Below are 15,758 nucleotides of genomic sequence, written 5' to 3' on the forward strand. Positions count from 1 at the left end.
ACTTGACAGTCACATTTCCTGTGACCGTGGCCGTGAAGAGGGCGAAATAGGCATTAGAAGCGGTCTTTTCTAGCCCTGATTTCGGCAAAAACGACAGCCGGTTCGGCGTTTTCCATGCCCAAATGGTCCTGAATCGCCGGATCTGTGGCACGCAGGAAGGGGTTTGTGGCCTTTTCCAGCGCGAGACTCGAGGGAACCGTAGGTTTTCCGGCGGCGCGGGCGGCGTCGATATCTGCCATGCGTTGCTGCAATGCGGCGTTGTCCGGATCGACCGTAATGGCGAATTTGGCGTTGGATTGCGTATATTCGTGACCCGAATACACGATTGTTTCTTCGGGCAGCGCGGCCAGTTTGGAAAGAGACTCCCACATCTGCGGCGCGGTACCCTCGAACAGGCGACCGCAGCCCAGGGACATCAGGCTGTCTGCGGTGAAAACGGCAGCACTTTGCGGCATGTAGAATGCAACATGGCCGATCGTGTGGCCTGACACATCCAGCACTTGCACTGGTTCGCCGCCAATTTCGAACGAGTCGCCCTCAGCCACTTGCTGGTCCAGTGGGGGCAGGCGGTGGGCGTCGGCGGCGGCGCCGATGACCGTGGGGGCGTGTTTTTCCAGAATACCGGCCAACCCGTCCACATGATCCCAATGATGATGGGTCAGCAACACGTGGCTTAGGGTCCATCCGCGCGCGTCCAGTTCCGCCAGAATCGGCCCTGCCTCGGGTGCGTCGATCAATGCGGTGTTGCCGCTAACGGCGTCATGCGCCAAAAAAGCATAGTTATCGCTGAGGCATGGGATGGTGACGATCTCAAGAGGCATGGCCTTTTGCCCTTTCGTTGCTAGACTGCGCCCAGCTAAGCCGATTGACCGGGTGTCCGCAATGCATCTTGATGTGCAGGATTTGAGGAACTTCTACTACCGCAGCACATTGGGTCGCGCGGCACAGGCGGCTATTCGTGGTCGGCTGACGCAGCTGTGGCCCGAAGCCAAGGGCCAGACCGTTGCGGGCTTTGGTTTCGCAGTGCCGCTGTTGCGGCCGTATCTAGCGGATGCGCGGCGGGTGATTGGGCTGATGCCGGGGCCGCAAGGGGTGATGCCCTGGCCTGCCGGGATGCCCAATGTCTCGGTGCTGACCGAAGAGACGCTCTGGCCCATTGAAACCGGGCACGTGGACAAGTTGGTGGTGATGCATGGGCTGGAAACCTCGGGTCAGCCCAGTGAATTGCTGAACGAATGTTGGCGGGTTCTTGGGCCGGGTGGGCGTGCAATTTTCATTGTGCCGAACCGAGCCGGGCTGTGGTCGCGATCAGACCGAACGCCTTTTGGCTTCGGGCGCCCCTATTCGGCATCTCAACTGGAAAGCCAGCTCAAGGCGCATCACTTCATTCCCGAAGGTCATTGCTCGGCCCTCTACATGCCGCCCTCGTTTCGCCGGTTCTGGTTGAAATCGGGCAGTTTGATCGAGAAAACCGGTCAGCGCATGCCAACGGTGATGGCCGGAGGTGTACTGATGGTTGAGGTCACCAAGCACATCCGTCCCCCTAGCGGCAGCGTCACAAAAGACACTGAACGCCGCCCGATCAAAGCGCTAGATGGGTTGTTGAAGCCGGCATAGGAACTTGTATCGGCTTGCGACGTTTCAAAGCGTGAAATTGCGGGAAAAAGGTCACAGGAATCGCAAAAACCTACACTTTCGTAACATTTTTCCCCCCTTCCAGCCGGACAAAAGGGTCGCACCTAGCGTAAGCTGCTGAAATAAAACGTTTTGTGGATAAAGTGCTTACCGTGATAATATATTGCGAGGTTGGTTCGGCTCTGCTACATCCCCGGTGATTTTGATCCCCGGCCGTCTGGGCGGGGTTTCCTCACGCCCCCGTGGTAGCGGCCGCTACTCAAAATCGGGGCCTCAAATATCGGAAGGGTGGACGTGTCCGAACCAGCTTCGATTTCCACTGGCATTGCTGAACGCTATGCCACAGCGATCTTTGAGATCGCCAAAGAGAATAATGACCTTACAGGTCTGGAAACCGGCATCAACGATTTGGCAGCAGCTTTGGGCGAAAGCGCCGACTTGCGCGACCTGATTGCATCGCCGCTGGTATCCCGCGCCGAACAGGAAGCAGCGATTACCGCGATTGCCGACAAGATGGGTCTGCATACCATCCTGCGCAACACGCTGGGTCTGATGGCCGAAAAGCGCCGCCTGTTTGTTATTCCGCAACTGGTGCAGGTTCTGCGCGACATGCTGGCAGACGAACGCGGCGAAGTGACCGCCGATGTCGCCTCGGCCAAGGCGCTGACCAAGACGCAACTGGATAAACTGTCCAAAACGCTGTCCGAGCGTGTGGGCAAGACCGTGACAATCAATGCGACCGTTGATGAAAGCCTCATCGGCGGTCTTGTCGTTAAAGTGGGCTCGAAAATGATCGATAGCTCGATCCGTTCGAAGCTGAACTCCCTACAGAATGCAATGAAAGAGGTCGGATAAATGGGAATCCAAGCTGCAGAGATTTCTGCAATCCTGAAGGACCAGATCAAGAATTTTGGTCAGGAAGCCGAAGTGGCCGAGATCGGCCGCGTGCTGAGCGTCGGTGACGGGATTGCCCGTGTATACGGCCTGGACAACGTGCAAGCCGGTGAGATGGTCGAATTCCCCGGTGGCATCATGGGCATGGCGCTGAACCTGGAAAGCGACAACGTCGGTGTTGTTATCTTCGGTTCTGACCGTGACATCAAAGAAGGTGACACCGTCAAGCGCACCAACTCGATCGTGGACGTTCCGATCGGTGACGAACTGCTGGGCCGCGTTGTTGACGGTCTGGGCAACCCGCTGGACGGCAAAGGTCCGATCAACGCAACCAAGCGTGGCGTTGCAGACGTTAAAGCACCGGGCATCATCCCGCGTAAATCGGTTCACGAGCCGATGGCAACCGGCCTGAAATCGGTTGACGCGATGATCCCGATCGGCCGTGGCCAGCGTGAGCTGATCATTGGTGACCGTCAGACCGGTAAAACTGCCGTTGCTCTGGACGCGATCCTGAACCAGAAAGTTTACAACGACGCAGCAGGCGACGACGAGTCGAAGAAACTATACTGCGTTTACGTTGCGATCGGTCAAAAGCGTTCGACCGTTGCGCAGCTGGTGAAGAAACTGGAAGAGTCCGGCGCGATTGAATACTCGATCGTTGTTGCCGCGACCGCGTCCGACCCGGCGCCGATGCAGTTCCTGGCACCTTACGCCGCGACCGCGATGGCAGAATACTTCCGTGACAATGGCCGCCACGCTCTTATCATCTACGATGACCTGTCGAAGCAGGCTGTGTCCTATCGTCAGATGTCCCTGCTGCTGCGCCGTCCGCCCGGACGTGAAGCTTATCCTGGCGACGTTTTCTACCTCCACTCGCGCCTGCTGGAGCGTTCGGCGAAGCTGAACGAAGATTTCGGTGCGGGTTCGCTGACCGCTCTGCCGGTTATCGAAACTCAGGGTGGTGACGTTTCGGCGTTTATTCCGACCAACGTGATCTCGATCACCGACGGTCAGATCTTCCTTGAAACCGAACTGTTCTACCAAGGTATCCGTCCTGCTGTGAACACCGGTCTGTCGGTTTCGCGTGTGGGTTCGTCGGCTCAGACCAACTCGATGAAGTCGGTTGCCGGTCCGGTTAAGTTGGAGCTGGCTCAGTACCGCGAAATGGCTGCATTTGCGCAATTTGGCTCCGACCTGGACGCCGCGACCCAGCAGCTGCTGAACCGTGGTGCGCGTCTGACCGAGCTGATGAAACAGCCGCAGTACTCGCCGCTGACCAACGCTGAAATCGTCTGCGTCATCTTCGCCGGTACCAATGGTTACCTCGACAAGATCGACGTGTCCGATGTCGGCCGTTACGAAGCTGGCCTGCTGGCGCATCTGCGTGGCAAGCACGCGGATCTGCTTCAGTGGATCACGGACGAAGATCCCAAGATCAAGGGTGACGCTTCCGACAAGATCAAGGCTGCGCTGGACGAATACGCCGCAACCTTCGCTTAAGGGAGAGGCGGGCATATGCCAAATCTTAAGGACCTTAAAAACAGGATCGAGTCGGTCAAATCGACCCGCAAGATCACCAAGGCCATGCAGATGGTCGCGGCTGCAAAACTGCGCCGCGCCCAGGAATCTGCCGAAGCCTCGCGCCCCTATGCCGAACGGTTCAATGCCGTGATGGCGGGGCTGGCGGCGTCGGTCGGGGGCAGCGACAGCGCCCCCAAGCTGCTCCGTGGTACGGGTAGTGATGATGTCCATCTGCTGGTTGTCATGACAGCTGAACGCGGCCTGTGCGGCGGCTTCAACTCGAATATCGCCAAGCTGGCTCGCCAAAAGGCGGACGAGCTGCGCGCCAAAGGCAAGACGATCAAAGTTCTGACCGTCGGCAAAAAAGGCCGCGACGCGCTCAAGCGTGATTTTGGCGATCTGTTCGTTGGACATATCGACCTGAGCGAGGTCAAGCGTCTGGGTTATACCAACGCGCAAGACATCGCGAAGGACGTCCTGTCGCGCTTTGACGGGGGTGAGTTCGACGTTGCCACGATCTTCTACTCGAAGTTCGTCAACGTTGTGACCCAGATCCCGACGGCACAGCAAGTCATCCCCGCCTCGTTCGAGGAAACCGAGGGTGACGACAGCGGTGCTGTTTTCGACTATGAGCCCAGCGAAGAGGCCATTCTGGCCGACCTGCTGCCCAAGGGGGTTGCGACCGCGATCTTCTCGGCCCTGCTCGAAAACGGAGCCTCGGAACAGGGTGCACGGATGTCCGCAATGGACAACGCGACACGCAACGCGGGTGAAATGATCGACAAGCTGACGATCCAGTTCAACCGCTCGCGTCAGGCCGTGATCACCAACGAGCTGATTGAAATTATTTCCGGCGCCGAAGCGCTGTAAGAAAACCGGAGACAACAATATGGCGAATGCAAAAGGCAAAGTCACACAGATCATCGGGGCGGTCGTCGACGTGCACTTCGAAGATCAGCTGCCTGAAATCCTGAACGCGCTGGAAACCGAAAACAACGGCAAGCGTCTGGTACTGGAAGTTGCCCAGCACCTGGGTGAAAACACTGTCCGCACCATCGCGATGGACGCGACCGAAGGTCTGGTCCGTGGTGCAGAAGTTACCGACATGGGCGCACCGATCTCGGTTCCGGTTGGTAACGCCACTCTGGGCCGCATCCTGAACGTTGTTGGCGATCCCATCGACGAGAAGGGCCCTGTTGAGGCAACCGAATCCCGTGCGATTCACCAGCCTGCACCGACCTTTGCAGAACAGTCGACCGAGTCGGAAGTTCTGGTCACCGGCATCAAGGTTGTGGACCTGCTGGCCCCTTACGCCAAAGGCGGTAAGATCGGCCTGTTCGGCGGTGCCGGCGTTGGTAAAACCGTTCTGATCATGGAACTGATCAACAACATCGCAAAAGTGCACTCGGGCTTCTCGGTGTTCGCGGGTGTTGGTGAACGGACCCGTGAAGGGAACGACCTGTACCACGAGATGATCGAGTCGAACGTGATCAAGCCGGACAACCTGTCAGAATCGCAGGTGGCCCTGGTTTACGGTCAGATGAACGAACCTCCGGGAGCACGTGCGCGTGTTGCTCTGACCGGTCTGACCCTGGCCGAGCAGTTCCGCGACCAGTCCGGTACCGACGTTCTTTTCTTCGTCGACAACATCTTCCGCTTTACGCAGGCGGGTTCCGAGGTTTCGGCTCTGCTGGGTCGTATTCCTTCGGCGGTGGGCTATCAGCCGACGCTGGCGACCGACATGGGTGCCCTGCAGGAACGCATCACCTCGACCAAGTCGGGCTCGATCACCTCGGTGCAGGCGATCTACGTGCCTGCGGACGACCTTACCGACCCTGCTCCGGCAACTTCGTTCGCTCACTTGGATGCGACCACCGTTCTTAACCGTGCGATCTCGGAAAAGGGTATCTACCCGGCCGTTGACCCGCTCGACTCGACCTCGCGTCTGCTTGACCCGGCTATCGTTGGAGAAGAGCATTATCAGGTTGCAACCGACGTTCAGCAGATCCTTCAGCGCTACAAGTCGCTGCAGGACATCATCGCCATCCTCGGCATGGACGAACTGTCGGAAGAGGACAAACTGACCGTGGCACGTGCCCGTAAGATTGAACGTTTCATGTCGCAGCCGTTCGACGTGGCACAGGTCTTCACCGGTTCGCCGGGCGTTCAGGTTCCTCTGGATGTCACCATCGCGTCGTTCAAGGCTGTTGTGGCTGGCGAATACGATCACCTGCCCGAGGCAGCCTTCCTGATGGTTGGCGGCATCGACGACGTGATCGCCAAAGCGGAGAAGATGGCCGCAGAAGCCGCCTAAGGAGCACACCTGATGGCAAACACGATGCAATTCGACCTGGTCAGCCCCGAGCGGAGCCTCGCTTCGCTCAACGCGACCGCGGTCCAGATTCCCGGCGCGGACGGGGACATGACGGCGATGCCCGATCATGCCCCAACCATCACCACGATGCGCCCGGGCATCCTGAAGGTCGAGGCACCCGAAGGGTCCAGCGAATACCTGGTCACCGGTGGGTTTGCTCAGATCAATGGCGATGGCCTGTCGGTTCTGGCCGAAAAGGCCATTCCGGTTGCCGAAGTGACACGTTCACACCTGGACGATCTGATCGCCGAGGCACGCGCGTCGCACGAGGCAGCGAAGGAAGGCGATGATCAGTCCATCGTCGACGACGCCGCCAAGCTGCTGGCCGATATGGAAGCCCTTGGAACGCATATGAGCCTGTAAGGCTCTGGCAACTCTTGTCATTTAGAACGGCTCCGCCAGCGCGGGGCCGTTTTTTTGTCGTGATTTTGTCGAAGCCGCGCGATAGGTGTAAGGGATAGATAGACAAAGACATCAAAATGAAGACTTTTCAAACCCACCCCATTGGTATCGACCAAGGCGAGGCAGTGCTGTTTTCCGATTTCGCTGATGGCGGCGAAATGTGGACGGGCGAAGGCCCGCGCGAGCGACGGTCCGCCATCACCTTTAGTCAACCGTTCCGAACCGCACCGGTTGTTCAGATTGGGGTGTCTTTATGGGATGTGGACACGTCCTCGGCCCTGCGCGCCGAGGTGACGACAGCGGACATTACCCCCGAGGGTTTCATTGCCGTATTCCGCACATGGTCAGATACACGGATTGCCCGGATACGGGTGACCTGGACGGCAATAGGCGAAGTAGCGCATGAGGACGATTGGGATATCTCGTGAAGTTCGAGTTGTCATCAATTTGAAAAGTTGGAGGCGCAGCGTCAGGCGCGATTGAATAGGGAACTCACATTGCCGTTCCTTGAACAAGACTTGATTGTCACAGCAAGGGTGGGGCGTGAACACCTAATTCTAATCAGCGCGGTTCAGCAAACGAGGCACTGCGTGCAACGGTGTCTGGGATATCTGGTGGAATTCCCATGCCAACATTGTGACGTGGCTAGATACGGATGTCGGGGCCATTTGCCAATAGGCTGCCGTCACTTGCGAACCAGTTGAAAGAAATTGTCAGTCTTCAATCATATCCACGCGTGTCGCGTGACGGCCGCCTTCGAACTCGGCGGTCAGAAAGGCATCGACGATATCCAGGGCCTGGCCTTCACCGACAACACGCGCACCGATGGACAGCATGTTGGCATCGTTATGCTGACGGATCATCCGGGCGGAGAACGCGTCGGAACAAACGCCACAACGAATGCCGGGGACCTTGTTGGCCGCCATCATGATGCCCTGTCCGGTGCCGCACAGAACGATGCCCAGCTGACACTCGCCCGAGGCCACGGCCTGTGCTGCGGATTTTCCGTGAATGGGGTAGTGCGTGCTTTCGGGGGTCGTAGGGCCGATGTCCACCACTTCCCAGCCATTTGCCGCAACATGGGCGGCAACGGCCTGACGCAGATCAATGGCTGCGTGGTCACTGGAGAGAACGATGCGTTTGTTGACTGTCATGAGGCTTTCCACAGAAGACCACGCTGATTTTCGTGGCAGGTTGATTGCGGGCGCGGACGCCTGCAAAGGGAAGGGCGGCCCAAAAGGTCCGCCCGATCCGGATTTAGTCCATGTGGTACATAGACTCGTAGATCGGGATCAAGGTCTTGTCCTCGAATAGCGACGACACGCTGGTACCGTTCCAGATATTCAGGATCGCCTGCGTGAAGATCGGAGACGTTGGTACGATGCGAATGTTCTTGGCTTTGGCGATCTCTGGGGTTGGCTGGATCGTGTCAGTTAGCACCAGCGACTTCATTACCGAATTGGTTACGCGTTCGACGGCCGGGCCGCTCATGACGCCGTGTGTGATGTAAGAGTGAACCTCTTTCGCACCGTTATCCATCAGCACCTGAGCCGCTTTGCACAACGTGCCAGCGGTGTCGCACATGTCATCCACGATCAGGCAAATCTTGTCTTTGACATCGCCGATCACGGTCATTTCTGCGACTTCGCCAGCCTTTTCGCGGCGTTTGTCAACAATCGACAAGGGGGCGTTGATGCGCTTGGCAAGCTCACGTGCACGGGCCACACCGCCCACGTCGGGCGAGACAACCATAAGCTCATCCAGGTTGTCCTTGAACTGGTGTTTTACATCCAACGCAAAGATCGGCGAGGCATAGAGGTTGTCGACCGGCATATCGAAGAACCCCTGAATCTGCGCTGCGTGCAGGTCCATGGTAAGGATCCGCTCGATCCCTGCACCGGTCAGCATGTTGGCCACCAGTTTGGCGCTGATCGGCGTGCGGGCCTTGGTGCGGCGGTCCTGACGGGCATAACCGAAGTAGGGGATAACGGCGGTGATCCGTTGGGCCGATGACCGGCGCAGCGCGTCGGCAATGATCAGCAGTTCCATCAGGTTGTCATTGGCGGGGTTCGACGTCGGTTGGACGATGAACATATCCTCGCCACGTACGTTTTCGAACACTTCGACGAAAATCTCGCCATCATTGAACCGTTCGACCCGCGCATCGACTAGACCCTGATCGACGCCGCGATACAGGCTCATGCGGCGAGCAATGGATTCGGCAAGCGGAAGATTGGCGTTCCCAGCGATAAGCTTGGGTTCGTTGAGTGTCGGCATCGGCTGAGGTCCCCGGGCAGCAAAGGCAAATGTGACAGATTCGTGATGTTGACACCGCTTAGCATGGCCTTACCGTCCAGCAAAGGTAACGCAGCGGAGAAAGTGCACATGGCCCAGATTGACTACTATTTTGCGACAATTTCGCCATTCACCTATTTGGCAGGTGAGCGGTTAGAGGAGGTCGCGGCCAAGCATGGCGCGACGATCAATTACAAACCGCTGGATATCATGGCGCTGTTCGGGCGTACGGGGGGAACGCCGCCAAAGGATCGCCACCCGTCGCGCAATGAATACAGGGCGCAGGAATTGCTGCGCCAATCCAAGAACCTGGGAATAGAATTCAATCTGCAACCGGCGCATTGGCCGACCAATATGGCGCCGTCGTCCTATGCGGTGATTGCAGCGATGAAGGATGGGTCAGGGGATGTAGGTAAACTAGTCCAGTCCTTGCTGCGGGCCTGTTGGGCCGAGGAAAAAGACATCGCACAGGATGATGTGATCCGCGATTGCCTGACGCAGGCGGGCTTTGACCCAAATCTGGCTGACAGTGGCCTGCTGGTCGGTGCCGAAACCTATGCCGCCAATCTGGAAGAGGCCGTTGAACGCGGTGTTTTTGGCGCGCCGTTCTACATTACCGAGGACGGCCAGCGGTTCTGGGGGCAGGACCGTTTGGATGATCTGGATCGGCACCTGACCGAGGCCAAAGACTGACGGGCGCGCTAGTCAAAGCAGGTCGAGGAACCGGTCTATTTCGTCGCCACTGATCGACCAGTCACAGACCAGACGGCAGGCGAGCGTTTCTTCGTCACTCGCTCCGTCAAGTTCGGCCCCCCATAGGTGATAGACCGCCCCGGCCTCGTGCAGTTGCTTATGTCGGGCGCGGGAAAACTGGGCGAATACCATGTTGGCCTGCGGTTCGTGCAGGAAAGTCGCGCCCTTGGCGCGTAAGCCGTCGGCCAGGTGGGTACAATTGGCGTTGGCCTTACGTGCCAAGGTCAGCCACAGGTCATCCTGCAAATAGGCTGCCATCTGGGCTGACAGATAGCGATGTTTTGAAAACAGATGCGCACCGCGCTTGCGACGCAGTTCAAACTCCCAGGCTTTGGATTCGTCGAAGAAGACAACCGCCTCGACCCCCATCAACCCGTTCTTTGTTCCGCCAAAGCTGACGGCGTCCACACCTGCCTTCCACGTCATTTCGGCCGGGGAGCAATTCAGTGCGACCAATGCGTTGGTGAACCGCGCGCCATCCAGGTGGACGGGCAGGTCATACTCCTTTGCTACGCCGCACAATGTCTGCAACTCCGCCAGCGAATAGACTGAGCCGCGCTCGGTCACCTGTGTGATCGACACCGGCCCGCGTTGCGGACCATGCACACCGCGGGTTTCTTCGGCCAGAATGGATCGGCGCAGCGCTTCGGGATCCATCTTGTCGCCGCCGGGCACCAACGTCAGCTTGGTGCCGCTGTAGAATTCCGGCGCGTTGCATTCATCCTCGTGGATATGGGCGACGGGCGAACAGAACACCGTCTCCCACGGTTGTGCCAGGGTCGCCAATGCCAGCGAGTTTGCCGCCGTTCCGGTGGCCACCAGATACACTGCCGCACCAGGCGCTTCAAAGATGCCGCGAATACGATCCCGCACCTCATTCATCAGCGTGTCGGCCCCATAGGCCATCTGATAGCCCTGATTTGCCTCGTTCAAAGCGGCCATGACCTGCGGATGAACCGGCCCGGAATTGTCAGAGGCAAAATACATCAGCTGGGCTCCTCGATGATATAGTCTTCCCATTCTTCGATGGGTGTTTCGAACTCTGATACAGTGCGCCCCTGAATTGACATTCCGGCGGCATGCACACTGTCCGCTGTACCTGATATCAATGGGTGCCAGTCGTAAAGAGGTTTCCCTTCCCATAGCAACCGATAGGCACAGGTCTGCGGCAGCCAATAGGCGTGATCGTCAATATTGTCGGGCTTCATCACGATACATTCCGGCACGAACTGGTGGCGGATATCGTATTGCGTACAGCGGCAGCTTTCGTCATCCAGCAGACGGCAGGCGACGCAGGTCAGCGCGACCTCGCCTGTGTCTTCATCTTCAAGCTTGTTAAGACAACACTTGCCACAACCGTCGCAAAGCGCCTCCCACTCGTGCTGGTTCATTTTGGTCAGCGGTTTGCGTTCCCAGAACCGGGGGCTCAGGCCAGAGCGGTCAATCGGGTCGGTTGTCATAGTGCAGCAAGCACGGCGCGGGCCTTGCCGCAATCGGCATCCATCTGTGCGATCAACCCATCCAGATTGTCAAAGGTCAACTCCGGCCGCAGATATTCAACCAGAGCGATCGAGAGGGTCGCGCCATAAAGATCACCCGAGAAATCGAACAGGTAGGTCTCGATATTGGGCACTTCGCCCTTGAACATCGGCCGCACCCCAATCGAAGCCGCGCCCTGATAGCTGCCTTGATGCGGGCCGTCCAACACATCGACTAGCACGGCGTATACGCCAAATTTTGGCGGATGCAGTCCTTCAATGGACATATTGGCCGTGGGGAAGCCCAGCTCGCGGCCACGCTGCTCGCCACCGATTACTGTTCCTTCGATCCGGTGCCAATGGCCCAGCATTGTTGCCGCATCGCCGGGGCGGCCTTCGGTCAGGGCGGTGCGGATCGCGGTGGACGACACGATATTCTCGGACCGCTCCATCAAAGGTGCGATGGTGACGCCAAAGCCCATTTGTTGACCGAAGCGAACCAGATCATCCGCCGTACCGCTGCGCCCTTTGCCGAAACAGAAATCGGCACCGACAACCACATGCGACAGACCCAACCCATCGCAAATCACGTTCGACGCGAAATCTTCCGGGGTCAGCCCGGCAAGGGCGGAATTGAAGGGCAGTTCATATAGTTTCTTGACACCCAGCTTTTCCAGCCGGTGCGCGCGGGCATTGCACCGCATCAGGCGAAAAGGCGGGGCGGCGGGTGCAAAATATTCGCGTGGGTGCGGCTCAAAGGTCATCACCCCCAAGGGCGCATCTGGTGCGGCATTGCGGGCCAGTTCGATCACTGACTGGTGGCCGATGTGGACGCCGTCAAAATTCCCGATCGCCACGCTGGCGCCGCGGTCCTGAGGCTCGATGAACTGAAAATCACGGATGATGCGCATAGCATCTGCCTAACGGGACTGCGGGTCGGGTTCAAGCACGTGATTGCGCCAAAAGGATGCAGGCCATCCGACCAGAAACAGCCTAAGCCAGTATTGGTTCAATACACCCAACGTTGAAGCAGTCCTTTCCGGCGTGTCGCGCACTGCGTTTCGGCCTGCATCCAGTTTGACCGGGTTCGGTCGTTGCCTGGGATTGCACAACGAACGTGACTGCCGAAACGATTCACGCCCCGGGATTTGCACCGGGCCGGTGAACGAAACAAGGTGGGTAAAGCCGTGCTTTGGATCAGTCGAATTTACGCGACGGGGCCAGAACCATTGCTTCGCCGACCAGAACCTTTTTGCCATCTACGGCGCAGTGGCAATCCAGTTTCACTCGACGCTTGGCAAAGTCGATGTCGATCACTTTGACCTCGGCATAGACCATGTCGCCGGGGCGCACAGGGGCCAGGAATTTCAGCGACTGACCCATATATACGGTGCCGTGGCCGGGCAGTTGTTCGCCAATGACGGCCGAGATCAGGCCTGCCGTCAGCATCCCATGGGCGATGCGCCCTTGAAAGATCGTGTCGCGGGCATAGTCATCATCCAGATGCACCGGATTCCGGTCGGTCGAAACCTGCGCAAACATCTCGATATCTTCGTCGGTCACCACTTTGCGCAGGTGACGGGTCATGCCCATTTCGATGTCTTCAATACAGATCGTGCCGCGCGGAAGATTGTCCAACATGTCGCCCTCACTAGAATCCGTTAAGCAACAAAAGGATCAATGTTGCCCGTGTTCGGCAACTTTATTACTTCGCAGGCGCAGAAAATCAAGCCTTTTCTGCTTATCTCAGGCGACCGATTGTATAGGTGGGATTTATTTTTTCCCTTGCGATGTAGTCAGTTAGCGATTCGTGGTGCGGATGGTGCTCAGTTTTTGTTTCCGCAGCAGCCAATCCGCCCGAGATAAACAGAGAATCAATCCCCTCACCCATGCCGCCCAGAATGTCGGTATGGGGGCCATCACCGATCACCAAAATGTCGCCATCGGGGATGTCGTGGCCCAGTTCTTGCAGACGGCGGCGGGCCAGATCATAGATCGGGGGGTGGGGTTTGCCGAAGTACAGGCTTTCGCCTCCCATCTCGGTATACAACTTGGCCAGCGCACCGGCACACCATTCGCGAACCTCGCCCCGGTCGACCACGATATCGGGATTGGCGCACAGCAGCTTCATGCCTTTTTGCTTGGCATACAGGAAATCTGCGCGGTTGACGGATGGGTCCGCCATCGGATCAAACGGACCGCAACAGACGATCCCCTCGGCCTCATCCAGCGAGACCCGTTCGATGTGGATCGGGTGGTGCAGTATTTTAAGCGGCTCAAAGAACCCTGCATCGCGCTGCCATTCGCCCATGAAATAGACCTTTTCCCCGACGGCGCCTCGGAACATCGCCGACCGCGCAGAATCGCCGCTGGTAGCGATGGTGTCGTAAGCATCTGGGGGGACATTGAACTGGCCCAATTGCTCGGCCACGCCCGCGCGAGGTTTCGGAGAGTTCGTCACCAGCACGACAATCCCGCCTTTCGCCCGATAGGCTTTCAGGGCAGCGACGGCCTCGGGGAAGGCGGTGATGCCGTTGTGAACACAGCCCCAAAGGTCAACGAACAGTGCTTTGTAGCGGTTGGATATGTCGGACAGCGCATGGACGATCTGAGTCATTGAGGGCCTCGGGCGAGTTGAAAGCAAGGTTGCGTCAGCTATTGCAAAGCTGACGGGTTTTGACCATCCCGCAATGCCACTTGCCGCCTTTAAATGGCTGTGTTGGTCAGTTTTCTTCGCTGATCTCGTCGACATCCGGCGCTTGCTGGACGGCATCGGTGCCCAGAATGACTTGCGCGCCAATCCTGTTTTGGAACCGCACAACCACCAGATAGCCTGGACCCAACTGATCCTGTAGGACATTGACCAAAGGTGTCTCGCGCAGGCTTTCTGGCAGCAATCCAGCGACCGAGGAGACTTTGTAGGCCGCTTCAATCGGCAGGTCGACGATCAGCCAGATATCCGCCTGTTTGCGTTTGGCGTTTACGTCAATGCGGATGACCTCAACTGACACCGGGTCTGCCCAATCGCGGATGGCTTGCGCAACCTGCGCCTCGGTCCGGGTTTCGAGATAGCGATTATAGGTGGATTTGCCCAACTGCAAAACGACAAGGGCCAGAAAGGCCAGTGTCACCGTCACGCTGGCAGTAAAGTTCAGTTTCCGGCGACCTTTGCTGAATACCATCGAACGGGCCGCGTAAACGATATAGACCGCGCAGGCGGACAGGATGATCGCACCAAGGTTGGTGGCGAACAACAACCCGGCCTCATACGCCTCGCCCGGTTCGCCGAAATACAACAGAACGCCCGAGGCGGACAGGGGTGGCACCAGTGACACGCCGATGGCCGCGCCAGGCAGTAAGCTGGCTTCAGAGCGGTTGATTTGCACGTATGCGCCGGCGACGCCTGCGGCCAGGGCAACGATCAGGTCTTCGGTTCCGGGGTCGGTCCGGGCCAAGACTTGATCGGGGATCAGGATGCCGCGCGGGACATCGGCGACATAGACCAAGAGCCACGCGAGCAAAACGCAAAGAATGGCCGCGCCGCAGACAATCAGAGCCAGATTGAACGCACGTCCCAGCCACCCCATGACCATAGCCGCCGCCACGCCCAGAATCGGGGTCATCAGTGGCGCCACCAGCATTGCGGCAATCACCACCGCGCCTGAATCGCGCAGCATACCCATCGTAGCGATTATCACTGACAGGGTCAGCAACATCGCAAAGCGCCGCCAATAGGCGGCTTTGTCTGTGCCTTCAAACCGCAGAATACTGCGCGTTGTGCTGAACTTGCGCGTACTCATATACCGGATCTGATCCGCTGTTTACTCATCTGACCAGACTAGCAATGGATATGACGCTCGCAAATCCTTAAGCGAAATGAAAAAAGACGCCCGGGGTGGGCGTCTTTGCCTTCAGTCCGATTGTTCAGCTGCAATCGGGTAGAAGTAATACATCGATTGCGCGAGATATTATTTTGCAGCAACGGCCACGCCTGTGCCGGAACGTGAGCCCCAGCTAAGCGGAGAAACTCTGACGGAAGAAATCTGCGTTTCCACGACCGCGCTTGCTCCAAGCTTTGCCGCGTCTTCGCGCAGCTTCTGCTCGACCTGCTGTACTGTTGGATCCGCATTGAACGCAGTCGTCTTGTTGACGGTCACTTTCAACTCGCCAAGCTTGACTTGGGTTGCCGGGTCAAATGCAGCACCGGTCAATTCAATCTCATCCGTGGCAACTGCGTCGACCGCTTGATCCCTCACGTCTTTGGCAAGGTTGGACGTATCCCAAGAGGTGGAGCAGGCCGCCATTGGCAAAATCAGGGCGCCAACGAGCATAGACTTTCTTAGCAATGAACTTTCTCCGTCTTTTTCATTTTTCGCGGCTGCACCTTGTTTTTTCAACCTTGGGCG

At 57.9% G+C, this 15,758-nt stretch carries 18 protein-coding genes; 8 read left to right on the top strand and 10 right to left on the bottom strand.

The window, feature by feature from the left end; genetic code table 11:
* Positions 1–53: 53 nt before the first annotated feature.
* Positions 54–821 carry a hydroxyacylglutathione hydrolase gene (gene gloB / locus AB1A64_RS10290; RefSeq protein ID WP_366551330.1) on the bottom strand — a complete coding sequence of 256 codons (768 nt, stop codon included), beginning with the start codon at positions 819–821 and terminating at the stop codon, positions 54–56.
* Positions 822–882: 61 nt separating this feature from the next.
* On the opposite strand from gloB, the gene AB1A64_RS10295 reads away from it, so the two are divergent.
* The 7 genes from AB1A64_RS10295 (at position 883) to AB1A64_RS10325 (ending at position 7,254) form a co-directional block, all read left to right on the top strand.
* The gene (locus AB1A64_RS10295) at positions 883–1,617 is read left to right on the top strand and encodes a class I SAM-dependent methyltransferase (RefSeq protein WP_366551331.1); all 735 of its coding nucleotides are present in this window, start codon (positions 883–885) and stop codon (positions 1,615–1,617) included.
* Between the two features lie 312 nt (positions 1,618–1,929).
* Positions 1,930–2,490 carry a F0F1 ATP synthase subunit delta gene (locus AB1A64_RS10300; RefSeq protein ID WP_366551332.1) on the top strand — a complete coding sequence of 187 codons (561 nt, stop codon included), beginning with the start codon at positions 1,930–1,932 and terminating at the stop codon, positions 2,488–2,490.
* Positions 2,491–4,029: a F0F1 ATP synthase subunit alpha gene (gene atpA / locus AB1A64_RS10305; protein ID WP_170347819.1), complete on the top strand. Its 1,539-nt coding sequence runs from the start codon at positions 2,491–2,493 to the stop codon at positions 4,027–4,029.
* A 15-nt stretch (positions 4,030–4,044) separates the two neighbouring features.
* A complete protein-coding gene (locus AB1A64_RS10310; protein ID WP_058280013.1) occupies positions 4,045–4,920 on the top strand; it encodes a F0F1 ATP synthase subunit gamma in 876 nt (291 codons plus the stop codon).
* Between the two features lie 19 nt (positions 4,921–4,939).
* Positions 4,940–6,364, top strand: a complete 1,425-nt coding sequence (atpD, locus tag AB1A64_RS10315) for a F0F1 ATP synthase subunit beta (protein WP_366551333.1) — start codon at positions 4,940–4,942, stop codon at positions 6,362–6,364.
* A gap of 12 nt (positions 6,365–6,376) precedes the next feature.
* The gene (locus AB1A64_RS10320) at positions 6,377–6,787 is read left to right on the top strand and encodes a F0F1 ATP synthase subunit epsilon (RefSeq protein ID WP_366551334.1); all 411 of its coding nucleotides are present in this window, start codon (positions 6,377–6,379) and stop codon (positions 6,785–6,787) included.
* 116 nt (positions 6,788–6,903) lie between these two features.
* Positions 6,904–7,254 (top strand): H-type lectin domain-containing protein, encoded by a 351-nt coding sequence (locus AB1A64_RS10325; RefSeq protein WP_366551335.1) that lies wholly within the window; start codon positions 6,904–6,906, stop codon positions 7,252–7,254.
* Between the two features lie 285 nt (positions 7,255–7,539).
* On the opposite strand, the gene rpiB is transcribed toward AB1A64_RS10325, so the two are convergent.
* Positions 7,540–7,980 (bottom strand): ribose 5-phosphate isomerase B, encoded by a 441-nt coding sequence (gene rpiB / locus AB1A64_RS10330; RefSeq protein WP_366551336.1) that lies wholly within the window; start codon positions 7,978–7,980, stop codon positions 7,540–7,542.
* 103 nt (positions 7,981–8,083) lie between these two features.
* Positions 8,084–9,103: a ribose-phosphate pyrophosphokinase gene (locus AB1A64_RS10335; protein ID WP_366551337.1), complete on the bottom strand. Its 1,020-nt coding sequence runs from the start codon at positions 9,101–9,103 to the stop codon at positions 8,084–8,086.
* Positions 9,104–9,211: 108 nt separating this feature from the next.
* Here AB1A64_RS10335 and AB1A64_RS10340 point away from each other — a divergent pair, with 108 nt between their 5' ends.
* Positions 9,212–9,814, top strand: coding sequence for a 2-hydroxychromene-2-carboxylate isomerase (locus AB1A64_RS10340; RefSeq protein WP_366551338.1), 603 nt, complete (start codon positions 9,212–9,214; stop codon positions 9,812–9,814).
* A gap of 12 nt (positions 9,815–9,826) precedes the next feature.
* Here AB1A64_RS10340 and AB1A64_RS10345 read toward each other — a convergent pair whose 3' ends face one another.
* The 7 genes from AB1A64_RS10345 to AB1A64_RS10375 all read right to left on the bottom strand — a co-directional run bounded on the left by AB1A64_RS10345 (position 9,827) and on the right by AB1A64_RS10375 (position 15,749).
* Positions 9,827–10,861 carry a beta-eliminating lyase-related protein gene (locus AB1A64_RS10345; RefSeq protein ID WP_366551339.1) on the bottom strand — a complete coding sequence of 345 codons (1,035 nt, stop codon included), beginning with the start codon at positions 10,859–10,861 and terminating at the stop codon, positions 9,827–9,829.
* Entirely contained in the window at positions 10,861–11,334 is a 474-nt protein-coding gene (locus AB1A64_RS10350) for a YcgN family cysteine cluster protein (protein WP_366551340.1), read from the bottom strand. Before AB1A64_RS10350 ends, AB1A64_RS10345 begins: the two co-directional genes overlap by 1 nt.
* Positions 11,331–12,263, bottom strand: coding sequence for a bifunctional riboflavin kinase/FAD synthetase (locus AB1A64_RS10355; protein WP_366551341.1), 933 nt, complete (start codon positions 12,261–12,263; stop codon positions 11,331–11,333). The genes AB1A64_RS10350 and AB1A64_RS10355 overlap by 4 nt, the downstream gene beginning before the upstream one ends.
* Positions 12,264–12,549: 286 nt before the next feature.
* Complete coding sequence (locus AB1A64_RS10360; RefSeq protein ID WP_170384816.1) at positions 12,550–12,993, bottom strand: MaoC family dehydratase; 444 nt, start codon at positions 12,991–12,993, stop codon at positions 12,550–12,552.
* Between the two features lie 100 nt (positions 12,994–13,093).
* Positions 13,094–13,969 carry a TIGR01459 family HAD-type hydrolase gene (locus AB1A64_RS10365; RefSeq protein WP_366551342.1) on the bottom strand — a complete coding sequence of 292 codons (876 nt, stop codon included), beginning with the start codon at positions 13,967–13,969 and terminating at the stop codon, positions 13,094–13,096.
* Between the two features lie 106 nt (positions 13,970–14,075).
* Complete coding sequence (locus AB1A64_RS10370; protein ID WP_366551343.1) at positions 14,076–15,152, bottom strand: DUF389 domain-containing protein; 1,077 nt, start codon at positions 15,150–15,152, stop codon at positions 14,076–14,078.
* A 168-nt stretch (positions 15,153–15,320) separates the two neighbouring features.
* On the bottom strand, positions 15,321–15,749 hold the full coding sequence (locus AB1A64_RS10375) for a hypothetical protein (protein ID WP_366551344.1): 429 nt from the start codon (positions 15,747–15,749) through the stop codon (positions 15,321–15,323).
* Positions 15,750–15,758 lie beyond the last annotated feature (9 nt).

The sequence above is a fragment of the Ruegeria sp. ANG10 genome (assembly GCF_040705255.1).
In the GTDB taxonomy this organism is placed as follows: Bacteria; Pseudomonadota; Alphaproteobacteria; order Rhodobacterales; family Rhodobacteraceae; genus Ruegeria.

What these genes read in the sequence shown, in the direction of transcription:
- AB1A64_RS10340 (WP_366551338.1), top strand. Translation starts at nt 9,212, where the DNA reads ATGGCCCAGATTGACTACTATTTTGCGACAATTTCGCCATTCACCTAT.
- atpA (WP_170347819.1), top strand. Translation starts at nt 2,491, where the DNA reads ATGGGAATCCAAGCTGCAGAGATTTCTGCAATCCTGAAGGACCAGATC.
- atpD (WP_366551333.1), top strand. Translation starts at nt 4,940, where the DNA reads ATGGCGAATGCAAAAGGCAAAGTCACACAGATCATCGGGGCGGTCGTC.
- AB1A64_RS10360 (WP_170384816.1), bottom strand. Translation starts at nt 12,993, where the DNA reads ATGTTGGACAATCTTCCGCGCGGCACGATCTGTATTGAAGACATCGAA.
- AB1A64_RS10350 (WP_366551340.1), bottom strand. Translation starts at nt 11,334, where the DNA reads ATGACAACCGACCCGATTGACCGCTCTGGCCTGAGCCCCCGGTTCTGG.
- AB1A64_RS10310 (WP_058280013.1), top strand. Translation starts at nt 4,045, where the DNA reads ATGCCAAATCTTAAGGACCTTAAAAACAGGATCGAGTCGGTCAAATCG.
- AB1A64_RS10355 (WP_366551341.1), bottom strand. Translation starts at nt 12,263, where the DNA reads ATGCGCATCATCCGTGATTTTCAGTTCATCGAGCCTCAGGACCGCGGC.
- gloB (WP_366551330.1), bottom strand. Translation starts at nt 821, where the DNA reads ATGCCTCTTGAGATCGTCACCATCCCATGCCTCAGCGATAACTATGCT.
- AB1A64_RS10295 (WP_366551331.1), top strand. Translation starts at nt 883, where the DNA reads ATGCATCTTGATGTGCAGGATTTGAGGAACTTCTACTACCGCAGCACA.
- rpiB (WP_366551336.1), bottom strand. Translation starts at nt 7,980, where the DNA reads ATGACAGTCAACAAACGCATCGTTCTCTCCAGTGACCACGCAGCCATT.
- AB1A64_RS10335 (WP_366551337.1), bottom strand. Translation starts at nt 9,103, where the DNA reads ATGCCGACACTCAACGAACCCAAGCTTATCGCTGGGAACGCCAATCTT.
- AB1A64_RS10325 (WP_366551335.1), top strand. Translation starts at nt 6,904, where the DNA reads ATGAAGACTTTTCAAACCCACCCCATTGGTATCGACCAAGGCGAGGCA.
- AB1A64_RS10365 (WP_366551342.1), bottom strand. Translation starts at nt 13,969, where the DNA reads ATGACTCAGATCGTCCATGCGCTGTCCGACATATCCAACCGCTACAAA.
- AB1A64_RS10345 (WP_366551339.1), bottom strand. Translation starts at nt 10,861, where the DNA reads ATGTATTTTGCCTCTGACAATTCCGGGCCGGTTCATCCGCAGGTCATG.
- AB1A64_RS10370 (WP_366551343.1), bottom strand. Translation starts at nt 15,152, where the DNA reads ATGAGTACGCGCAAGTTCAGCACAACGCGCAGTATTCTGCGGTTTGAA.
- AB1A64_RS10320 (WP_366551334.1), top strand. Translation starts at nt 6,377, where the DNA reads ATGGCAAACACGATGCAATTCGACCTGGTCAGCCCCGAGCGGAGCCTC.